Annotated in this window: 16 protein-coding genes; 6 read left to right on the top strand and 10 right to left on the bottom strand. The window is 46.2% G+C overall.

Annotated features, from left to right (window positions below; all coding sequences use genetic code 11):
- Positions 1-194: 194 nt before the first annotated feature.
- Positions 195-542 (bottom strand): RidA family protein, encoded by a 348-nt coding sequence (locus tag JC606_RS09750; RefSeq protein ID WP_004737155.1) that lies wholly within the window; start codon positions 540-542, stop codon positions 195-197.
- Between the two features lie 87 nt (positions 543-629).
- Here JC606_RS09750 and JC606_RS09745 point away from each other — a divergent pair, with 87 nt between their 5' ends.
- Positions 630-878 carry a DUF3624 domain-containing protein gene (locus JC606_RS09745; protein WP_004737154.1) on the top strand — a complete coding sequence of 83 codons (249 nt, stop codon included), beginning with the start codon at positions 630-632 and terminating at the stop codon, positions 876-878.
- Positions 879-1,097: 219 nt separating this feature from the next.
- Here the strand turns inward: JC606_RS09745 and argH are convergent, their stop codons facing one another.
- From argH to argC, 4 genes are all read right to left on the bottom strand, one after another.
- Positions 1,098-2,972: an argininosuccinate lyase gene (argH, locus tag JC606_RS09740; protein ID WP_004737153.1), complete on the bottom strand. Its 1,875-nt coding sequence runs from the start codon at positions 2,970-2,972 to the stop codon at positions 1,098-1,100.
- A 347-nt stretch (positions 2,973-3,319) separates the two neighbouring features.
- Positions 3,320-4,531, bottom strand: coding sequence for an argininosuccinate synthase (locus tag JC606_RS09735; protein ID WP_063522850.1), 1,212 nt, complete (start codon positions 4,529-4,531; stop codon positions 3,320-3,322).
- A gap of 113 nt (positions 4,532-4,644) precedes the next feature.
- Complete coding sequence (gene argB / locus JC606_RS09730) at positions 4,645-5,433, bottom strand: acetylglutamate kinase (protein WP_008219686.1); 789 nt, start codon at positions 5,431-5,433, stop codon at positions 4,645-4,647.
- 12 nt (positions 5,434-5,445) lie between these two features.
- Positions 5,446-6,450 (bottom strand): N-acetyl-gamma-glutamyl-phosphate reductase, encoded by a 1,005-nt coding sequence (argC, locus tag JC606_RS09725; protein WP_008219684.1) that lies wholly within the window; start codon positions 6,448-6,450, stop codon positions 5,446-5,448.
- Positions 6,451-6,604: 154 nt separating this feature from the next.
- Between argC and argE the strand changes: the two genes are divergently transcribed.
- The 3 genes from argE (at position 6,605) to JC606_RS09710 (ending at position 11,518) form a co-directional block, all read left to right on the top strand.
- Positions 6,605-7,741: an acetylornithine deacetylase gene (gene argE, locus JC606_RS09720; RefSeq protein WP_198778506.1), complete on the top strand. Its 1,137-nt coding sequence runs from the start codon at positions 6,605-6,607 to the stop codon at positions 7,739-7,741.
- A gap of 251 nt (positions 7,742-7,992) precedes the next feature.
- Positions 7,993-10,629: a phosphoenolpyruvate carboxylase gene (gene ppc, locus JC606_RS09715; protein ID WP_171731011.1), complete on the top strand. Its 2,637-nt coding sequence runs from the start codon at positions 7,993-7,995 to the stop codon at positions 10,627-10,629.
- Positions 10,630-10,978: 349 nt separating this feature from the next.
- Positions 10,979-11,518, top strand: coding sequence for a PadR family transcriptional regulator (locus JC606_RS09710; protein WP_008219678.1), 540 nt, complete (start codon positions 10,979-10,981; stop codon positions 11,516-11,518).
- Positions 11,519-11,648: 130 nt separating this feature from the next.
- Here the strand turns inward: JC606_RS09710 and metF are convergent, their stop codons facing one another.
- The 3 genes from metF to JC606_RS09695 all read right to left on the bottom strand — a co-directional run bounded on the left by metF (position 11,649) and on the right by JC606_RS09695 (position 16,420).
- Positions 11,649-12,548: a methylenetetrahydrofolate reductase gene (gene metF / locus JC606_RS09705; RefSeq protein WP_004737146.1), complete on the bottom strand. Its 900-nt coding sequence runs from the start codon at positions 12,546-12,548 to the stop codon at positions 11,649-11,651.
- 276 nt (positions 12,549-12,824) lie between these two features.
- Positions 12,825-15,236 carry a bifunctional aspartate kinase/homoserine dehydrogenase II gene (locus tag JC606_RS09700; protein ID WP_137406908.1) on the bottom strand — a complete coding sequence of 804 codons (2,412 nt, stop codon included), beginning with the start codon at positions 15,234-15,236 and terminating at the stop codon, positions 12,825-12,827.
- A gap of 2 nt (positions 15,237-15,238) precedes the next feature.
- Positions 15,239-16,420 carry an O-succinylhomoserine (thiol)-lyase gene (locus JC606_RS09695; RefSeq protein ID WP_137406909.1) on the bottom strand — a complete coding sequence of 394 codons (1,182 nt, stop codon included), beginning with the start codon at positions 16,418-16,420 and terminating at the stop codon, positions 15,239-15,241.
- Positions 16,421-16,627: 207 nt separating this feature from the next.
- Between JC606_RS09695 and metJ the strand changes: the two genes are divergently transcribed.
- Entirely contained in the window at positions 16,628-16,948 is a 321-nt protein-coding gene (gene metJ / locus JC606_RS09690; protein ID WP_004415993.1) for a met regulon transcriptional regulator MetJ, read from the top strand.
- Between the two features lie 196 nt (positions 16,949-17,144).
- Here the strand turns inward: metJ and JC606_RS09685 are convergent, their stop codons facing one another.
- Together JC606_RS09685 and rpmE are read right to left on the bottom strand one after the other, a co-directional pair.
- Positions 17,145-18,434 carry a malic enzyme-like NAD(P)-binding protein gene (locus JC606_RS09685; RefSeq protein WP_008219668.1) on the bottom strand — a complete coding sequence of 430 codons (1,290 nt, stop codon included), beginning with the start codon at positions 18,432-18,434 and terminating at the stop codon, positions 17,145-17,147.
- Between the two features lie 333 nt (positions 18,435-18,767).
- Positions 18,768-18,986: a 50S ribosomal protein L31 gene (gene rpmE / locus JC606_RS09680; RefSeq protein WP_004737142.1), complete on the bottom strand. Its 219-nt coding sequence runs from the start codon at positions 18,984-18,986 to the stop codon at positions 18,768-18,770.
- 330 nt (positions 18,987-19,316) lie between these two features.
- On the opposite strand from rpmE, the gene priA reads away from it, so the two are divergent.
- Positions 19,317-21,518 carry a primosomal protein N' gene (priA, locus tag JC606_RS09675; protein WP_137406911.1) on the top strand — a complete coding sequence of 734 codons (2,202 nt, stop codon included), beginning with the start codon at positions 19,317-19,319 and terminating at the stop codon, positions 21,516-21,518.
- The last annotated feature ends 35 nt before the right edge of the window (positions 21,519-21,553 follow it).

Raw genomic sequence — 21,553 nt, 5'->3', positions numbered from 1 at the left:
GAACTGAGGGACGAAGTATCTGGAATCTCTTGTCACACATAAATAGAAACTCCGACCACACTCCTTCGTCACTATGGGGAATGACGTTGATTTAATTAAGCAACTAAGCCTAAACTTAAACCGTCATTCCAGAACTGAGGGACGAAGTATCTGGAATCTCTAAAAACCTTTACTTATCGCTAAATGCGAGAAAATTACTTCTCAGCTGCAATCACAGAGATCTCAACAAGTAGTGCTTCACGAGCCATGTCGCCAGTCACACATGCGCGAGCAGGAGCGTGACCTTCTGGAACCCATGCATCCCATACTGCGTTCATTTCCTGGAAGTCTTTCATGTCTTTCAAGTAAATCGTTGCTGACAGCATGTGCTCTTTATCACTGCCAGCTTGCTCAAGTAACGCTTCTACTTTATCTAGCATCGTCTGTGTTTGTTCTGTAATGCCTTTTGTTGCATCCGCACAAACTTGGCCACATAGGTAGATAGTACCGTTGTGTTTAACAATACGGCTCATGCGTTGCTTGGTTTCTTGGCGCTCAATCATCGATCTTCTCTCTCTATGTCACCGTGATCCAATATCTTGTGACGTGTTATTATCAGGGCAATAAGCATAACGCGAATCAAGCCCAAGATGACATGTCTTCATTGCAATAAAAATGAAAAAATCTTCAACAAACTCGGTCGTTGCCAACGTTGTATGAATCAACTCACGGTGTTGTCGATATTGAGTTGGGGAGTATGGTGGCTGTTTTTCAGGGAAGACCCAAAAACCATCAACGCCATCGCTTTGATGATGGCAGCGTTCGCATTCAGTGGTTTATTGTCGCTGCATTGGATAATGAAGCTTTTGGTACTACCTTTGAGAAGCAAAAAACGTTAGCTAAGGTATTTGTAGGACAGGCGATCATCTCACTTATCGAGATATCACCTTTCGCCAAACGGCAGATAGAAAAAAGCCCCAAAACCAATCGGTTTTGGGGCTTTCTTAGAAAATTCTAAGAAAAAGCAGTGGTACTTTAATAGACCGGGCTTTTCTTAGTTTGTTCCCCAAAAAGATCAGATTTTTGATCTTTTTTTTAGGGCCCATAAAATCAAGGTGTTATGCAACATTAACCTTAGCAATTATCTGCTCGACTAAGTTCACTTCCAACGCGACTTCATCACATGCATGTTGGCGAGGACACTGGTCACAATCTTTCAGTACCTTCTCAGGCAGCAGAGATTTCGATGTTGGTAAGAAGTCATGCTTCATAAAGAACTCAGGTGTACGGGTCAGCACAAACACTTTCTTAATCGCCATTTGTCGTGCTTTCTCAACCAAGTGCTGAACAATCGCTGTGCCCTGACCTTGACCTTGCCAGCCAGCTTCGACACCCAGTGAACGAATTTCCGCTAAACCAGAGTCATAGACATAGAGTGATGCACAACCGGTCACTTCACCATGATGTTCTGCGACGGCGAATGAGCCAATATCACGCACCAGTTCATTACGAGAGCGAGGCAGGTTTTCACCCATATTCGCCCAGTAAGCGACCATGCCTTCCAACGCTTCAATATCAGTCAAACGAGCAGGACGAACCTTAACGATAGAGGTATCACGCTGCGCCAAACGCTTCTCAGCTTGGTCAACCGCGTAAGCCACTTGCTTCGGTGATACACCACCTAGCGCACTACGTTTCTCAAGACACGATTCAATGGTCAGGATGTCGTACACATCCTCTTCTATCACCTCAGAGAACTCTTTCATCTCTGCGATGGTTAATTCTTCTAGAGCGCAGCCTTTCGCAATCGCCGCGACGACGGTTACACCAACAATATGGTGAGCTTCACGGAAAGGAATGCCTTTCGCTACTAGGTAATCAGCCAGTTCCGTAGAGTTTGCATAACCTTGCTTCGCCGCTTCAAGTGTACGCTCACCGTTCACTTTGATGCCGTCAAAACACAGCGCCGCCATTTCCATACAGTCATTCCAAGTGTCTAAAGCGTCGAACAGACCTTCTTTATCTTCTTGCATGTCTTTGTTGTAAGCCAAAGGCAGTGCTTTTACTGTCATCATCATGCCAGCAAGTGAACCGTATACACGGCCTGTTTTACCACGGATAAGCTCTAGTGCATCTGGGTTTTTCTTTTGTGGCATCAGAGATGAACCTGATGTCACAGTATCCGCTAACTCGATGAAGTTTGATTCACCTGAGTTGTAGAAAATCATATCTTCCGCAAGACGCGAAAGGTGAAGCATAGAGATAGAAGCGATCGACATCAGCTCCATCACATGGTCACGGTCAGATACTGAATCTAGAGAGTTACGCGTTGCACGACGGAAACCTAAGTTGTGAGCTAACTCTTCACGGTCCATCGGGTAAGCGGTTCCCGCAAGGGCACCAGAACCCAGAGGACATGTATCTAGACGCTTAATCGCATCATTCAAACGCGAGTAATCACGCTCAAACATTTCAACGTAAGCCAAACACCAGTGAGCAAACGTTACTGGCTGAGCACGTTGTAAGTGAGTGTAGCCAGGAAGCACAGTACCTTGATGCTGAGAAGCAACATTAACCATCTGACTCTGCAGACGATCAAGCGCTAGCAGCAGTTGGTTACCTTGCTGACGACACCATAGTTTCAGGTCTGTCGCCACTTGGTCATTACGAGAACGGCCAGTGTGAAGCTTTTTACCCAAATCACCGACTTTGCCGATAAGTTGTTGCTCAACCCAGCTGTGAATGTCTTCTGCATCAGAACGTAGAATCTGTTCAGGATCTTCCATCACCTCAAGTTTTAGCTCATTCAGCGCTAACTCAAGCTTCTGTTGCTCTTCTTCGGTTAATACGTTGACCGACAGTAGAGCTTTAGACCAGGCAATTGAGCCCACAATGTCTTGTTCAGCCAATCGGTAATCAAAACGAAGAGAATCGTTAAAATCTTTAAACCGCGTGTCTGCTGCTTGGGTAAATCTACCGCCCCATAATGCCATTGTGTATCTCCTAATTGCACAGTGCTCACTGTTTTTGCAAATGATAATTCTGATTAAGATTCAGTATTTTTCTGATGGTTTAAACTTACGGCAATTCAAAATTAAAATAAAGTATTAATTCATTTTTTTCACATATTTATTCACCAAAGGATTCATCCATTGATTCTTTACAGCGTAGAGCGCGAATTATATGCCATCCCATAGTAAAAACCGAAGCTGATTTATTAGGCGATTAGAAAGTAAAAAGCCCACTCACTAATCAATAGTGAGTGGGCTTTGCATAATCATGTCTGTTTGCCGACCTACAATATTTCAGTGAAGGCTAGCTCACTAACTCATTGTTAACATTACTTTTGGCTATTCAGAGCACGGATACGGCTTGATAGCGAGTAAAGACGGATGAAGCCTTCAGCATGACTTTGGTCGTAAACTTCATCTTCACCAAAGGTTGCAAACTCTTCTGAGTATAGGCTGTTGTCAGAACGCTTCTGAGTTACCGTTGCGTGGCCTTTGTAAAGCTTAACAACTACCTCACCGTTAACGTCTTGCGCTAGCTCTTCTGTCGCAGCAAGAATTGACTTACATAGTGGAGTGAACCAACGACCATCGTATACAAGGTGAGAAGCTTTAACGCCTAGCTCTTCACGGAATTCAAATGCTGCTTTATCAAGAACCAATTGCTCTACTGCACGCAGTGCTTCCATCATGATGGTGCCACCCGGAGTTTCGTAACAACCACGCGACTTCATACCAACAAGACGGTTCTCTACGATATCGATACGACCAACACCGTGCTTAGCACCCTTCTCGTTCAGGTAAACCAGTGCGTTGTATGGTGTCATTGTTTCACCGTCAACGGCAACCACTTCGCCTTTTTCAACTTTAAGCGTCACTGTTTCAGATTCGTTTGGCGCTTGCTCTGGGTCTACAGTCCAAGCCCAGCAATCTTCGTTTGGCGCGTTCCATGTATCTTCAAGTACGCCACCTTCTGTTGAGATGTGCCATGCGTTTGCGTCACGAGAGTAGATCTTAGTCAGAGAAGCAGTACAAGGAATGTTACGCTCAGCTAGGTAATCCAGACATTCTTCACGGCTCACTAGATCCCACTCACGCCATGGTGCAATTACGTGTAGGTCTGGTGCTAGTGCAGCGAACGCACCTTCAAAACGAACTTGGTCATTACCTTTACCCGTACAACCGTGACACAGTGCATCTGCACCTACTTTACGCGCAACTTCAACCTGTGCTTTAGCAATGATTGGACGAGCCATTGAAGTACCTAGTAGGTATTTACCTTCGTAGTAAGCACCAGTTTTTAGCGTTGGGAAGATGTAATCAGCAACCATCTCTTCTTTAAGGTCAGCGATGTAACACTCAGAAGCACCTGAAGCTTTTGCTTTTTCTTCAATACCTTCTAGCTCTTCAGCACCTTGGCCAACATCCGCGACAAACGCCACTACTTCACAGTCATAGTTCTCTTTCAACCATGGAATGATTACTGATGTGTCTAGACCGCCAGAGTAGGCTACTACAACTTTCTTTACGTTAACTTTGCTCATTTTCTTTCTCCTAGTTTCCATACTGCACATGGCGGTCAGCGTTGGAAATGACTTCATAATTATATGTTTATTTAATTTGTCTAAATTCTTTAAGTAGTGACTCGCAGTGAGACCTACTGAGGTAAAAACTGTGTTCCTATGCTTTTACCTGAAAACAGTTGTGTTAGCTTTTCTGGGTATCGCCACGTCGCGACTTCGATTGGTCGACCAAGGTCGTTAGCAGCTTCTAGTGCGGCTTGAACCTTCACGATCATGCCATCAGTAATCACTTTCCCTTCGATAAGGTCATCAGCTTGCTGCTGGTTAAGGCTTGGAATTAGGTGACCCTTGCCATCTAGTACGCCACTTACATCAGAAAGCAGTACCAGCTCAGCATCAAGTGCACCAGCAACAGCAACCGCAGCTTGGTCAGCATTCACATTCATCAGTTGCCCTTGCTCAGTTAGACCAATTGAACTGATGATTGGCAGTGCGCCCGCATTCAGAATGGCTTGTAGAACGGTTGAATCACCTGGTTCAGCTTTGCCAACTGCGCCCAATTCAGGGTTCAATTCGCTCACTTTGCATAAACCACCATCAGCTAGGCTCAAACCAACAGCATTAATACCGTCTTTAATCGCCTGACCTTGCAGTAATTTGTTCGCCGTGCCCGCTAGCGCGCCAGCAATAACAGGAATCTGATCATAAGGAGTAACGCGCAGACCTTCTTTCTTAACAGTCTCAAGGTTCAACTTATTCATTAAATCATCGACAAGGTAACCACCGCCGTGAACAATCACGATTGGTCGTTGTGCTTGTTGTTGGTAAGCAGAGATCGCACCAAATAACTTGCTAAGTGTTTCACCACAAGATAGCGCAGCGCCACCTAGCTTTATGATTAATGGTTGATTATTAAGGCTCATATCTAGATTTCCTTACACTAACGCAGTTAATGGCGCAAAACCATAACGTAAATTTAAACACTGCATCGCTTGGCTAGATGCACCCTTTAATAAGTTATCAATCGCTGAAACAACGATGATGTGTTGACCTTGAACCTTCCAACCTAAATCGCAGAAAGGTGTCTGTTCTACATCTTGAATTCTTGGCAATGTCTCTTCGAGTAACCTTACGGCTGGCTTGCCTTGGTAAGCTTGTTCAAAGGCATCTTGTACCTGTTGTTCTGTCACGCCCTGAGCCAGCTTCATAGTAATGGTCGCTAAAATGCCGCGCTTAAAGTTGCCTAGGTGCGGAGTGAAAATCACATCACATCCTAAATGTGCTGCCATTTCAGGTTGATGACGGTGGTTAAATACACCATAAGCTTGCAGGCTCACTTCGCAGAAGCTGTTGACCATGGTCGCCTTGCGCCCTGCCCCACTAACGCCGCTGGTCGCGTTAATCACAGGCCATTGATTCTCGTCCAGTAACTTAGCTTCAACTAAAGGCTTAATCGCCAGTTGTGATGCCGTTGGGTAACAACCTGCGACTGCAACAAGCTGAGCTTCTTTAATCTCTTGCTCATTCCATTCCGCTAAACCGTAAGCCGCTTTATCTAGCCACTGTTCATGTTGGTGTTCAAAGCCGTAAAACTCTTGGTAGAAGTTTTCGCCTTTAACTCTAAAAGCACCTGATAGGTCGAATACTTGGCAATCATTCTCTAGAAAGATAGGAGCCAGGTCATGACTCACTTCATGTGCTGTCGCTAGGAAAATCACATCAGACTGCTTTGCCACTTCTTCTGGATTCGTTAATGGCTGTACTGGCATATCAATCAAGCCCGCTAACTTACCGTGCAGTGCTGCAATAGGTTTACCTGCGTCTACACTATTGGCTGAGACATACAAACCTGATAGCGTGAGCTCAGGGTGTCTGTTTATCATTAGAGCCAGTTCTGCTCCTGTGTAGCCGCTTGCGCCAATGATCGTGGTTTTCAACATCTCAACACATCCATTTCTGAGGTAAGTTACATTTCAAAATTTGACTATTCATACTTAGTTTTTGGCTTTATTTGATTTCTTATGCATTAAATATGATTTAATATGTGTTTTACCGACTTATAGTTTTCCTGTCAATAGTAGAAGTGAAGATATTATGCAATTACCGAGTTTCCTTGAGGTCTATAAAGGCCTAATTTCCACCGACTCTATTAGTTCTACGGATCCAAGCTGGGATCATGGCAACGAGAAAGTGATCGAAAAAATGGCTCAATGGTTTAAAGATCTGGGCTTTAGCGTAGAAGTCGTGGAAGTTGAGCCTGGCAAGCATAATATGATCGCAAAAATGGGCTCAGGCGAAGGCGGCTTATTGCTGGCTGGACATAGTGATACCGTGCCATTTGATGAAGGGCGTTGGAATTTCGACCCTCACGCACTGACAGAACACAACAATCGCTTCTACGGATTAGGTACTGCCGACATGAAAGGCTTTTTCGCCTTTATCTATGAAGCAGTAAGAAAGATGGATTGGAGTAAACAGGCGAAGCCACTTTATGTATTGGCAACCTGTGATGAAGAGACCACCATGCTAGGTGCGCGTCATTTCACTGAAAACGCACCGTTTAAACCGGATTACTGCATCATTGGTGAACCGACCAGCCTAGTACCGATTCGCGGGCACAAAGGTCACGTGGCGAATGCAGTGCGCGTAACCGGTAAATCAGGTCACTCTTCAGATCCAGCATTAGGCGTTAACGCTATCGAAATCATGCATGAAGTGCTGTTTGCTTTGATGCAGCTGCGCGACAAATTAATTAAAGAGTACCACCACCCAGGGTTCGCAATTCCAAGCCCGACACTAAACCTAGGTCATATTCATGGTGGTGACAGCGCTAACCGTATTTGTGGTTGTTGTGAACTGCACTACGACGTGCGCCCTTTACCAAGTATCAGCTTAGACGGTTTAGATAACATGCTGCGCAGCGCACTCAAAGAAGTGGAAGCGAAGTGGCCGGGCAGAATTGAGATTACGCCACTGCACGAACCTATCCCAGGTTACGAGTGTCAGCACGACCACCCATTTATCGGCGGCATGGAATCCGTTTGCGAAACTGAATCACAAACCGTGAATTACTGTACCGAGGCACCTTTCCTCCAAGAACTTTGCCCAACCTTAGTTCTGGGGCCGGGCTCAATCGACCAAGCTCACCAACCGGATGAATTCTTAAGCTTTGATTTTATCGACCCAACGATTGACGTACTGAGTAAATCTATTCGTAAATATTGTTTCTAGTTATTGCCACCCTTGCGATACTTTTTTATAAAAGCTGCCCTAAAAGGTGGCTTTTATTCTGTTATCCCTGCCAAAGCCTGATCTTGTAATTAAATTTCACTTTATTCCGAAGTCTTGGAAAATTTACTTCTCCCGCATTTCGAAAACTAATAATTGCAAACTTAGAATGCTTTATTTGACTAGATACAGCAGTTTTCGCTAGATTGTGTACTTAACAAGGAACAATGGATGTAATTTTTTTACGAGGCAGGATGACAATGAACGAGAAATACGCCGCTCTCAAGAGTAACGTAAGCATGCTGGGACGCTTGCTAGGTAACACAATCCAAGATGCACATGGTGACGTTATCTTAGAGAAAGTGGAAACTATCCGTAAACTTTCCAAATCCGCCCGCGCAGGCAACAAAGCTGACCGTGACAGCCTAGTTGAAGAAATCAAAAACCTGCCGAACGAACAACTCACTCCTGTTGCTCGTGCATTTAACCAATTTCTCAACCTCACCAACATGGCAGAGCAATACCACACCATCTCTCGCCACTGTGAGGAGCATGTTTGCGAACCAGACGTGCTGCAATCTCTATTTTCCAAATTAAACCAAAACGACATCAGCAAGCTAGATGCAGCTCAAGCTGTTCGCGACCTGAACATTGAGCTCGTTTTGACTGCACACCCAACAGAAATCACTCGTCGCACCATGATCAACAAGCTGGTGAAGATCAACGAATGTCTGTCTAAATTAGAATTAAGCGACCTATCACACAAAGAGCGCGTGAAAACCGAACGTCGCCTAGAGCAACTTATCGCTCAAGGTTGGCACTCTGATGTGATTCGTCAGCAACGCCCAACACCACTTGATGAAGCGAAATGGGGCTTTGCGGTTGTAGAAAACTCGCTATGGGAAGCTGTGCCTGATTTCCTGCGTGAAATGGATGGTCGACTAAAAGGCTACCTTGGTGAAGGCCTGCCGATTGATGCACGTCCAGTTCACTTCTCATCTTGGATGGGCGGTGACCGCGATGGTAACCCATTCGTAACGCACACTATTACCAAAGAGGTTCTGCGCCTATCTCGCTGGAAAGCCGCTGACCTTTACCTAGGTGACGTAAACGAGCTGATTACCGAACTGTCGATGACTAAGTGTAATGATGCGGTTCGTGAACTAGCCGGTGATGAGCATGAAGCTTACCGTGCAATCCTGAAGAACCTACGCACTCTACTGAACAACACACTAGAAGTACTAGATGCAAAACTGCATGACACTGAAGTTCCGAAGAAAGAAACACTACAGAACATCGACCAACTTTGGACTCCGCTTTACGCGTGTTACCAATCGCTGCACGAGTGTGGCATGGGCGTAATCGCAGACGGTTCTCTGCTTGATACCTTGCGCCGCCTAAAAGCGTTCGGTGTACATCTAGTTCGTCTCGATGTTCGTCAAGAAAGTACCCGTCACTCAGATGTACTGTCTGAACTGACTCGCTACTTAGGCATTGGTGATTACGACCAATGGAGCGAGCAAGACAAGATTGCTTTCTTAACCAATGAATTAAGCTCTAAGCGCCCGCTGCTTCCTCGCGATTGGGAGCCATCTGAACAGGTTAAAGAGGTTTTAGACACCTGTAAGGTCATTGCTGCTCAACCTCGTGAAGCCTTCGGTGCTTACGTGATTTCTATGGCGCGTACAGCATCAGATGTACTGGCTGTTCACTTGCTACTGCAAGAATGTGGCTGCCCATACCGCATGGACGTGTGTCCACTGTTCGAAACACTGGACGACTTGAACAACTCAGAAGCGGTAATGAAGCAGCTGATGAGTATCGACTTGTACCGTGGCTTCATCCAAAACCACCAAATGGTAATGATCGGCTACTCAGACTCAGCGAAAGATGCGGGCGTAATGTCTGCAGGTTGGGCTCAATACGATGCAATGGATAAGCTAGTTAAGGTTTGTGATGAAGAAGGCATTGAACTGACTCTATTCCACGGTCGTGGCGGTACGGTTGGTCGTGGTGGTGCGCCAGCGCACGCAGCTCTTCTTTCTCAGCCACCTAAGAGCTTGAAAGGCGGTTTACGTGTAACTGAGCAAGGCGAAATGATCCGCTTTAAGCTTGGCTTGCCAGATGTTGCTGTAAACAGCTTCAACCTTTACGCAAGTGCGATTCTAGAAGCGAACCTTCTGCCGCCACCAGAGCCAAAACAAGAGTGGCGCGACCTAATGGAAGTGCTGTCTCAAGTCTCTTGTGAGGCTTACCGTAACGTGGTTCGTGGTGAAGAGAAGTTTGTTCCGTACTTCCGTCAAGCAACACCAGAACTAGAGCTAGGTAAACTGCCTCTAGGTTCTCGCCCAGCTAAACGTAACCCGAACGGTGGTGTAGAAAGCCTACGTGCAATTCCATGGATCTTCTCTTGGAGCCAAAACCGCTTGGTACTTCCTGCATGGTTAGGTGCTGGTGAAGCGATTCAATACTCAGTTGACCAAGGGCATCAAGCGCTACTTGAAGAGATGTGTCGTGAATGGCCATTCTTCTCAACTCGTTTGGGTATGTTGGAAATGGTGTACTCGAAGTGCAACATGGAAATCGCTAAGTACTACGACCAACGTCTTGTTGACGAAGAGCTATTACCGTTAGGTGAATTGCTGCGTGAACAGCTACAAAAAGATATCAAAGCCGTACTAAATGTAGAGAACAACGAGAACCTAATGCAGAGCGACCCTTGGGGGCTTGAGTCGATTCGCCTACGTAACATCTACGTAGAGCCATTGAACATGCTTCAAGCTGAGCTGCTGTACCGTACTCGTAAGTGCGAAACACCACCAGCTGAGTTAGAAGAGGCGCTAATGGTGACTATTGCAGGCATTGCTGCAGGCATGCGAAATACCGGTTAATTAGTGATTTCTACTATAAGATAGACAAAAGGTCGCCTCGTGCGACCTTTTTATTTCAACAAAATGACCATGATGAGTTTTTTATCAGTTTTTTGGGTTATTTTATCCATGTATTCTACTTTATGCTTATTATTTAGATATACTACTGCTCCACTGCGGAAACACTCAATAATCATAATCTGCAGTACTTTGACCAATAAACTGGTCGACCTAGGTGATAAACGGCTTTGTAAGGTGACATAACCAACCCATGAGTTGGTACAACTTAAACATAACCAATATAACGTGCCACTAGAAGCACACTTGATGTTTAAGTATTTGTTTACTGTTTACCATTTGGATTTCAGACATGTCATTACCACACGTAATTTTAACCGTTCTAAGTACACGCGACGCTACTGGTTACGATATCACAAAAGAATTCTCTGCAAGCATCGGTTACTTCTGGAAAGCTAGCCATCAACAAGTTTACCGTGAGCTAAATAAAATGGCTCAGAACGAACAGGTAACTTGCGTGCTTGAACCTCAAGAAGGCAAACCTGATCGTAAAGTTTACTCTATCACCGATGCTGGCCGTAGTGCTCTGGGTGAATGGTTTGAACAGCCGACTGCACACCCAACGGTTCGTGACGAATTCTCAGCTAAGCTAATGGCTTGTGCTGTACAACCTTCTGACGCGTACCGTGTACAACTTTCTGAACTTGTAGAAGAATCTCGCAAATTGGTTTCTCATTACCGTGAAATCGAAGCGGCTTACTACGCAACACCAGCAACGCTAGACAAGCAAGCTCGTCTTGAGCGTCTAACGCTTCGTCGTAACCTACTTATCCGTGAAGCATGGATTGTATGGGCTGAAGAAGTATTGCTTGAACTTGGTGCTATCGCTTAAGCAGAAGCTAGAAGCTAGAAGCTAGAAGCTGATAGAAAAATAAAAGGCTTGAACTCTTAGAGTCCAAGCCTTTTTTGTATCTGTAGGATTTGAATTAAACAGCGATGCTTTACAGGAGCTTAAGCTTTACTTAAAGCGCAGCGACTTGCGGACGAACACCTAACGTGTGGCAAAGTGCGTAAGTCATTTCTGCACGGTTTAGCGTGTAGAAGTGGAAGTCTTTCACACCTTCACGGCTCAGTGTACGAACCATATCAATCGCTTGGCTAGCACCAACAAGCTGACGAGTCGTTGGATCATCGTCCAAGCCTTCAAATTGCTTCGCCATCCAGCCTGGTACTTTTACGTTATTCATCGCAGCAAAGCGAGACGCTTGCTTAAAGTTAGAAACTGGTAAGATACCCGGTACAATCTCAACATCAACGCCAGCCGCTACACAGCGGTCACGAAAACGTAGGTAGCTCTCTACATCAAAGAAGAACTGAGTGATGGCACGGTTTGCACCGGCATCCACTTTACGTTTTAGGTTGATAAGATCTGATTGAGCGCTTTTCGCTTCAGGGTGAACCTCTGGGAATGCCGCCACTGAAATATCAAAGTCGTGACGAGACTTGAGTAGCTCAACGAGGTCAGATGCGTACATCTCAGGCGCTCCGCCACCTGGTGGAATATCACCACGCAGCGCAACGATACTCTCAATGCCATTTGCCCAGTAATCGTCAGCAATTTGAATCAGCTCTTCGCGACTCGCATCAATACACGTTAGGTGCGGCGCAGCAACTAGACCTGTTTGGTTCTTGATTTCTTTAATGATTGAGTGGGTACGGTCACGCTCACCCGAGTTTGCACCGTAGGTCACTGATACAAATTTTGGTTGAAGCGTTTTAAGACGGTGAACAGAATTCCACAGGGTCTCTTCCATCTTTTCACTGCTTGGTGGAAAAAACTCAAATGACACATTGATGTTGTCAGAAAGCTCAGCGATATTCTGATTTAAAGCGTCGATATGACTAGCGTGTGTGTATCCCATCTTACTCTCCCTGTGGCAAAAGCAACCACTAAAATCTCAAATCCTCAAACGACGTTTAGACGTCTATATGTCCACAGGATGTATTGAATACGATTTAATGTCAACAGATCCATTATGAATTTTTTTCAAGTAGATCGTGAGTAAAACTCAAGTCGTTAGATGGGTCGCAAAGCAGAAATAAGGAAGAAAAAAGGCTGAGAAACACATCGTGCTTTCAGCCTTATTTATCTTAGTGAAGAGTATGCTATTTAAGTGCCATAGCAAATGATTTGAGTATTAGAACAGGCTCGACATTCGGTTCAAATCAGACTGAATTGCACCAGCCGTCACTTCACGTCCAGCACCTGGGCCACGAATAACCAATGGGTTATCTTTGTACCATTTACTCTCAATCGCAAAGATATTGTCGCAAGGCAGCAAGTTCGCCAGAGCGTGCTCTTTCGATAACGCTTCAACACCTACGGTTGCTTTGCCGTTCTTCTCTAAACGCGCGACGTAACGTAGTACCTTTTGCTGAGAATGCGCTTTCTCCAAACGCTCAGCCAACTCCTCACTCAGCACAGAAGCTTTGTCAAAGAAGTCATCCACCGATAGGTCTTGCAGCTCTTCAGGGACCAGTGATTCCACTTTTACGTTTTCAGGTTCGATATCTAAGCCCGACTCACGAGCCAGAATCACCAACTTACGCATCACATCTGAACCATCGAGGTCAGCACGAGGGTCTGGTTCTGTCAGGCCTTGTTGCCATGCTAAATCCACCAGCTCGCTGAACGGCACCGTGCCATCAAACTGCTGGAACAACCAAGACAAAGTGCCTGAGAAGATACCCGACAGCGCAATAATATCGTCGCCACTTTCACGTAGGTCACGTACCGTGTGGTTAATTGGTAAGCCCGCACCAACGGTCGCGTTGTACAACCAGTGACGGCTGATCTTAGCAAACGCATCTTGAACCTGATGGTAATACTCGCTTGATGCGGAGCCTGCCACCTTGTTCGCCGAGATCAAGTGAATGCCTTGCTGAGCAATCTGTAGATACTTTTCTGCAAGAGCTTGGCTGGCAGTAACATCCAAAACCACAGCTTCGTCGTAGCCCTGAATAGAGCCTAAACGCTCCAGCCAGTCGTTTCCATTGTTAGCAATCGCTTCGTCATCAAAGCGCTCACCGACAGAGGTTGCATCGATACCTTGGTCGTCGAACCAATAGGTTTGGCTATCAACCACAGCAACCAATTCAAAGTTCATTCCGCGACGCTTTTCGAGCTCAGCCTTTTGCTCAGCAAACAGACTTAACCAGCTTGAACCAATGTTACCCTTACCACACAAGGCAATCGCAACACGCTTCTGCGCTTGGAATAGTTGAGAGTGAATGCCCTTCACTAGGCTCGATGTTTCACTCTTACGAATCACTGCCACTAAACTCAGACCAGAGTTCGCTTCAGAGATAAACTCAACCGATGAACTCTTTAGCTGCTGATAAAAACCGTAGCAGTGGTTAGGGTTCTTCGTTACGCCCGCACCTACAGCAGCAATAAGAGAGAAGCCCTCTTTCAGCTTAATCTCAGCTTCAATCGCGTGATCTTGTAGGTACTCTAGAGCGCCACCAGCGATCTCTTCTGTATACGCGAGACGCAAGCAGTGTTGATCCGGTTCTAGCTCATAAGCCAGCGGCTCTAGTTGAGCACGCTTAAGCCCTTCAAGCACCTCACTTTCTAGACGGTCGAAATCGTGCCCGTGACCAAACGTCAGTTGCACAATCAGCACTTCATCCAGAGAGGTAATGATTTTTGCACCACGACCCGATGCCAATACACGCTCTATCTGTGTAGAGCCCGCCTCTGGCTGATAGCTGCAACGCAAGCTCAGATCCATCGCACTTTGCGCGACTGGCTGTAGTGTGCGGCTATGAAGCACAGGTGCGGCAAGACGAGCGAGTTCACTCGCTTCATCAAGACGAAGTAGAGGCAGTAAACACGCATCCGACACCAAGCGAGGGTCAGCACTGTATACGCCTGCTACATCACTCCAAATCGTTACGCGATCCACTTCAGCTAAAGCGCCAATCACGGTTGCTGAATAGTCTGAACCATTGCGACCAAGTAATACGGTTTCACCTTCAGTATTTTGCGCCATAAAGCCGGTAATCACCACACGACAATGGGCATGTTGCGCTAACGCTTCTTTAATCAGAGGATAAGAACGAGCACGCTCCACTTCAGGCTGAGCGCCCACTTCTGCACGTAAGAAAGCACGAGCATCTTGTGCGACAGCTTGTAAATCATGTTGGCACAACAAAGCAGCTAACAGACGTGAAGACCAAACTTCACCGTGACCTAGGACTTGCGCTTTTTGTGCTTCGCTTAGAGGAGCCGTTAGCTCGCCCAAAGCGGTAAATTCTTGTTGGATAGTCGCCGTAAGTTGCTCTGCAGGCTCACCTTCAAGCAGTGCTTCAATCAGTTCAAGCTGGAACTGACGAAGGGTTTGTAGGCACTCATGAGCAATACGCCCATCTTTATCAAGCGCTTCTACAAACTCAATCAAACGGTTAGTGGTTTTGCCTGCTGCCGAAACAACCACTAAGTCTGTTGCTGATGAATACTCTCTAAGAATGTTGACCACGCGTAAGTAACACTCAGGGTCTGCTAAACTGCTACCACCAAATTTATGTAGCTGGCGAAAGGCTGCCATTGTTACCCCTCCCCTTCAGCGATAAAGCCTTGTGTTTTTTCAAACGCTTGCTTGAGGTCATCAATCAAATCTTCAGCATCTTCAAGGCCAACAGAAAGACGCAGCAACTGTTGAGAAACGCCCGCTTCTGCCAGTGCTTCTTCACCCATCGCACGGTGCGTCATCGACGCAGGGTGACAAATCAAGCTTTCAACACCGCCCAGCGACTCCGCCAAAGAGAACAGCTCTAACTTATCGACAAAGAACTTAAGCGCCTCGAATGAGCCCGCAAACTCAAAACTCAGCATTGAACCAAAGCCAGACTGCTGCTTCTTCGCGATATCATGACCTGGGTGTTCAGGAAGGCTTGGGTGGTAAATTGTACCAACGAGATCTTGCTGCTGCAGAGACGCCAGAATTTCACGTGAACTCTCTTCGTGAACTCGCATACGAGCACCTAACGTACGAATGCCACGTAGCGTCATGTAGCTATCAAATGGTGTGCCGGTCGCACCAATACAGTTACCCCACCATGCTAGCTCTTCAGCGTGCTCTTCTGTTTTAGTGATCACCACACCACCAATCACATCTGAATGTCCGTTGATGTATTTAGTCGTTGAGTGGATAACAAAATCCGCACCCAGCTCTAAAGGCTTTTGGAACACTGGTGTCAAAAATGTATTGTCGACAGCAACCAGAGCACCAACCTCTTTCGCTTTACGGCAAGTTTCTGCAATATCAACTACACGAACTAAAGGATTCGATGGTGTTTCAATTAAGATCAACTTTGGCTTAAGCGCGATCGCCGCATCCAGTGCCGCTTGATCCGATTGATCAACAAACAGAACTTTGAAGTCACCTTTTAGTGAGCGAGTGTTAAACAAACGGTAAGTACCACCATAGCAGTCGTGTGGTGCGACAATCAGATCATCACTGCCTAAGAAAGCAGAAACCCATAAGTTAAGTGCAGAAGTACCGCAGTTAGTAACCACTGCACCTTTGCCCGATTCAAGCTCAAACAGTGCCGTTTCTAATAAACCGCGGTTTGGGTTACCTGAACGGGTGTAATCGTACTTTGGCACTTCACCAAAAGCGGGAAACCCATAGTTAGTCGAAAGATAAATAGGTGGGACAACGGCATGGTGTTGCGTGTCTGACTCGATACCAGTACGTACTGCGATTGTTGCTGGCTTCCGGCTGCTCATAGGTGCTTCCTTACAAGTTTGCGTCTGAGAGTCACAGCTGCTTGTCGGCATTTTGCGGCTGTGTTAGATATATGTTATCCACTTTACTTTCATAAACGTGAGACGTCAACACTTCTAGACGTCTATATGTCTTTGCTTATGGCGGTAAATCCCGCTAAAATCACCACTATTAATTTAATCTAACAACTAAAGTGATGAAGGTACGCAATGGCCGACTGGAATGGTGAATACATAAGCCCATATGCTGAGCATGGAAAGAAAAGCGAACAAGTAAAGAAGATTACAGTTTCTATCCCTTTAAAAGTGCTAAAGGTGCTTACTGACGAGCGTACTCGCCGCCAGATCAACAACCTGCGCCATGCAACAAACAGTGAGCTACTGTGTGAAGCTTTTCTACATGCGTACACAGGCCAACCACTGCCAACAGATGAAGACCTTCGTAAAGACCGCCCAGATGATATCCCTGCTGAAGTGAAAAAACTGATGACAGAAATGGGCATCGAGTTCGAAGCGTTTGACGAAGAATAACAATAACTCAGTCACTGCCTTCAATATTGATTCGCTTTAGCTGAATGTTCACATTACTGATTCGTCTTATCAGTGTTCTGTGAATAAGAGACATAAAAAAACCGACTCCAGATGAGTCGGTTTTTTATTATTTGTGCTCTATGGAGCAACCGCTATAACAAGCGACTACTCCATCCAGTCGCTATGCCATATGCTTCTATGCCATGTAGTTAGCAGGCATCTCGATACGCGCAACGCCAGATTCAACGGCCGCTTCTGCTACTGCTTTCGCTACGCGAGGAAGTAAACGTGGGTCCATTGGCTTAGGAATGATGTAACCCTTACCGAACTCAAGTGACGTCTCACCCGCTGCTTTTAATACTTCCGCTGGCACTTCTTCTTTCGCCAGTTCACGAATGGCTTTAACCGCTGCAAGCTTCATTTCGTCATTGATTTCGCTTGCACGCACATCAAGTGCACCACGGAAAATGAATGGGAAACAAAGTACGTTGTTTACTTGGTTAGGGTAATCACTGCGGCCTGTACCCATAATAAGGTCAGAACGAACTTCGTGAGCAAGCTCAGGCTTGATCTCTGGATCTGGGTTTGAACATGCAAACACAACTGGCTTATCAGCCATTAATGTTAGTGCTTCTGCCGGTAGTAGGTTAGGGCCTGATACGCCCAAGAATAGGTCAGCACCTTCGATAACATCTTCAAGCGTACGCTTATCTGTGTTGTTTGCGAATAGTTCTTTGTATTCGTTCAGATCATCACGACGAGTGTGGATCACACCCTTACGGTCAAGCATGTAGATCTTCTCACGCTGAGCGCCACACTTAATCAGTAGCTCCATACACGCAACCGCCGCTGCGCCAGCACCTAAACAAACGATCTTACACTCTTCTAGCTTCTTACCTTGAAGCTCGATCGCGTTCAGCATACCTGCTGCTGTTACGATCGCAGTACCGTGTTGGTCATCGTGGAATACTGGTACATCACAACGCTCAATCAGGCGACGTTCAATCTCAAAACAGTCTGGTGCTTTGATGTCTTCTAGGTTGATACCGCCGAATGTATCTGCGATGTTCGCAACTGTATCGACAAACTCATCGATTGTGCGGTGTTTTACTTCAATATCGATAGAATCTAAACCAGCGAAACGCTTAAACAGTAGCGCTTTACCTTCCATTACTGGTTTAGAAGCAATTGGACCAAGGTTACCTAGGCCAAGAATCGCAGTACCGTTAGAGATAACTGCAACCATGTTGCCTTTACCTGTGTACTTATAAACGTTATCAACGTTCTGTGCGATCTCACGAACAGGCTCAGCCACGCCTGGGCTGTATGCAAGTGCTAGGTCTTCTGCAGAGTTTGCAGGCTTCGTCAGCTCAATGGCAATTTTGCCTGGAATTGGGAACTCATGATAATCAAGAGCTTGCTGACGGAATTGTTCTTGAGGTGATAATTCTTGAGAGGATTGATCTTGGCGGCTGTCTTCAGACATAGGTGTAGGTTCCTAGGATATTATTATTAGGGGGATCTTGTTCATGTTAATGGATGTACTTCAAAGTTCCTAGGTGGTAAAGGCCTCTGTCTCATTAAAAAACGAGATTTCACTACTAATAAGACCAGTGAGCAGTTGAAATTACTATCGCTTGTTGAACTTTCGAGCGGATTTGCAGTGATGAGTAATAAGCGAAGAATTACCCTTCAATATAGAGGCAAGCTGCTTGGTGTAGGAGAGAATGAAAGCTTGAGGGGAAAGTCTGTATTTTCTCAAATTTCAGGCAACAAAAAAGGACACCGAAGTGTCCTTTTTATGTCTAAATAGCGAGAATTACTTCTTGCTAGAAAGAGCACCGAAACGCTTGTTGAAGCGATCAACACGGCCGCCTGTATCTACGATACGTTGCTTACCAGTGTAGAACGGGTGACATTTGTCACATACGTCTAGGTGGATTGATTCTTTTGCTAGCGTTGAGTTGAACTCAAAAGTGTTGCCGCAAGAACAAGTAGCAGTAACTGCTTTGTATTCTGGGTGGATTCCAGCTTTCATGGGATAACCTCAAGTAGGCCGTGTCGCTATACGATTCTAAGCCGCACACCACACGTAGTTTAAAAAAGAAATAAAGACACCGCTCATCACTAAAGCGCGACGAAGCCATACCTTTAAGGCGCAGTATAGTAATGAATCTGTGAAGTAGGATCAACTGATTTGATACATTTTTCGCCAATATTGATATTATTTTCTTCATCTATTGAAATTCTTTGGCGGCAGCGACTTTCAGGCACTCACTTCCCCTTGTCAGCCAAACTGTTTCTCGAATTTAACCGCCTTATCCTTTAGACTGTTCGCTCTCGTCAACTCAGATAAAGCCGTCCCTTTATGCGTCCAATGATTGCCCGTGTGGCGCTGCCTGTCCCACTCGACAAGCAGTTCGATTACAAGATTCCAAGCCACCTATTTCCGATTATTGGTGGTCGAGTCTCTGTGCCTTTTGGACGACAAACCTTAACTGGGATTGTCACGGCTCTGGTTAACGAATCAGAATTCGAACTAGACAAACTCAAACCGATTAAAGCGTTGCTAGATAACCAGCCGGTTTGGCCGGACTCTGTCTACTCACTATTAACGTGGTGCAGTCAGTTCTATCAATACCCACTTGGCGAAACCTTTGCCAATGCCCTACCCAGAGCTTTACGCAAAGGCAAAGCGGCAGACTTCGCAACTTTGGTTGAGTGGCAGCTAACGCCGTCAGGCAGAGATCAGTTAATGCAAGGCTTTGGTCGCGCGGTCAAGCAAGCTAAAGTCATGCACATGTTGGAGCACGGTGCCGTTCCTCATCAAGAGTTCATCGACCAAGAGGTAGGCAGCGCTGTTCTCAAAACACTGGGAGAAAAAGGTTGGATTGAATCGGTTGAGAAGAAGCCGAAACGACAGCCATGGCCAGCCGACCTCGAAAACGACCAGGACAAACCTAAGCTCAACGAAGAGCAAGCCATCGCAATTGCAACGGTAAATAGTCAAAACAGCTTTGGTTGCTTCCTGTTAGAAGGTGTCACGGGTTCAGGCAAGACGGAAGTCTACCTAAATATGATTAAGCCGATTCTCGACCAGGGTAAACAAGCGTTAGTGCTGGTACCAGAGATTGGCCTAACACCACAAACCATTAACCGCTTTAAGCGACGCTTTAATGTGCCTGTTGAGGTTGTCCACTCAGGTCTAAACGATTCAGAGCGCCTAAATGCGTGGTTATCGGCTCGCGATAAAATTGCCGGCATTGTGATAGGTACTCGCTCAGCTCTGTTCACGCCGTTTGCCGATTTGGGCATTATTATTGTCGATGAAGAACACGACGCCTCATATAAGCAGCAAGATAGCCTACGCTACCATGCTCGTGATGTGGCGATCATGCGTGCGCACAAAGCGCAGATTCCAGTGGTATTAGGCTCTGCAACCCCAGCTTTCGAAACACTGCACAACGCGCAAATCGGTAAGTACAGCCACCTGACTCTGACCTCACGTGCCGGTGTCGCACTACCCACCACCAATAAAGTGTTGGATGTGAAAGGTGAATACCTAGAAAGTGGCTTGTCTGCATCATTGATCGCCGAGATGCAACGACACCTGAAATCTGGCAACCAAGTGATGCTGTTCCTCAACCGCCGAGGGTTTTCTCCGGCATTGATGTGTCACGATTGTGGTTGGACAGCCGAGTGTAAGCGCTGTGATGCCTACTACACCTATCACCAATACAGCAACGAAATGCGCTGCCACCATTGTGGCTCGCAGCAACATATTGTGCATAACTGCCAAGGCTGTGGTTCAGCAAACTTGGTCACGGTCGGAGTGGGTACCGAACAGTTGGAAGCGCAACTTGGTCAGCTATTCCCAGAATACAAAACCATTCGTATTGACCGTGACAGCACTCGCCGTAAAGGCAGCCTAGAGAGCGCACTCGAATCGATTCGCAAAGGTGAATACCAGATCCTTATCGGCACCCAGATGTTAGCTAAAGGCCACCACTTCCCTGACGTGACACTCGTGGCGTTATTAGATGTCGATGGCTCTTTATACAGCAGTGACTTCCGAGCCTCTGAGCGTCTTGCTCAGTTGTTCATTCAAGTGGCAGGTCGCGCAGGTCGTGCGAGTAAGCCTGGTGAGGTGATCTTACAAACGCACCACCCAGAGCACGGATTACTGCAAGCATTGCTGCACAAAGACTATAACCACTTTGCTCAAACGGCCTTAGCAGAGCGTAAACAAGCGATGTTGCCACCTTACACCTTTATGACGCTATTTAGAGCAGAGGCGAACGACACACGCTTGGTGGAAGAGTTCCTACGTCAGGTTCGTCATACACTGGAATCACACCCACTGTTTGACCAATATTGCATGGTGTTAGGCCCAACCCCTGCGCCACTGGCGAAGCGAGCGGGTAAATCTCGCTGGCAGTTGATTTTGCAAACCCAAACTCGCTCACTTATGCAGAAGCTATTAATGAGTGCGAAGCCGGCAATTAATATGTTACCCGCCGCGAAAAAAGTTCGTTGGTCGCTCGATATAGAGCCGCAAGACTTGAGCTAAACCCCTTCGGGTTAAAACTAATGATAAGTTTGTTC

The sequence above is a fragment of the Vibrio sp. IB15 genome (genome assembly GCF_016406055.1).
Classification (GTDB): Bacteria; Pseudomonadota; Gammaproteobacteria; order Enterobacterales; family Vibrionaceae; genus Vibrio; species Vibrio chagasii.
Note: the sequence above shows the minus strand (reverse complement) of the source record. Positions and strands in the feature narration are given on the sequence as shown.

Coding starts and splice junctions, on each gene's coding strand:
- JC606_RS09750 (WP_004737155.1), bottom strand. CDS start 542: ATGATTGAGCGCCAAGAAACCAAGCAACGCATGAGCCGTATTGTTAAA.
- JC606_RS09745 (WP_004737154.1), top strand. CDS start 630: ATGACATGTCTTCATTGCAATAAAAATGAAAAAATCTTCAACAAACTC.
- argH (WP_004737153.1), bottom strand. CDS start 2,972: ATGGCATTATGGGGCGGTAGATTTACCCAAGCAGCAGACACGCGGTTT.
- JC606_RS09735 (WP_063522850.1), bottom strand. CDS start 4,531: ATGAGCAAAGTTAACGTAAAGAAAGTTGTAGTAGCCTACTCTGGCGGT.
- argB (WP_008219686.1), bottom strand. CDS start 5,433: ATGAGCCTTAATAATCAACCATTAATCATAAAGCTAGGTGGCGCTGCG.
- argC (WP_008219684.1), bottom strand. CDS start 6,450: ATGTTGAAAACCACGATCATTGGCGCAAGCGGCTACACAGGAGCAGAA.
- argE (WP_198778506.1), top strand. CDS start 6,605: ATGCAATTACCGAGTTTCCTTGAGGTCTATAAAGGCCTAATTTCCACC.
- ppc (WP_171731011.1), top strand. CDS start 7,993: ATGACAATGAACGAGAAATACGCCGCTCTCAAGAGTAACGTAAGCATG.
- JC606_RS09710 (WP_008219678.1), top strand. CDS start 10,979: ATGTCATTACCACACGTAATTTTAACCGTTCTAAGTACACGCGACGCT.
- metF (WP_004737146.1), bottom strand. CDS start 12,548: ATGGGATACACACACGCTAGTCATATCGACGCTTTAAATCAGAATATC.
- JC606_RS09700 (WP_137406908.1), bottom strand. CDS start 15,236: ATGGCAGCCTTTCGCCAGCTACATAAATTTGGTGGTAGCAGTTTAGCA.
- JC606_RS09695 (WP_137406909.1), bottom strand. CDS start 16,420: ATGAGCAGCCGGAAGCCAGCAACAATCGCAGTACGTACTGGTATCGAG.
- metJ (WP_004415993.1), top strand. CDS start 16,628: ATGGCCGACTGGAATGGTGAATACATAAGCCCATATGCTGAGCATGGA.
- JC606_RS09685 (WP_008219668.1), bottom strand. CDS start 18,434: ATGTCTGAAGACAGCCGCCAAGATCAATCCTCTCAAGAATTATCACCT.
- rpmE (WP_004737142.1), bottom strand. CDS start 18,986: ATGAAAGCTGGAATCCACCCAGAATACAAAGCAGTTACTGCTACTTGT.
- priA (WP_137406911.1), top strand. CDS start 19,317: ATGCGTCCAATGATTGCCCGTGTGGCGCTGCCTGTCCCACTCGACAAG.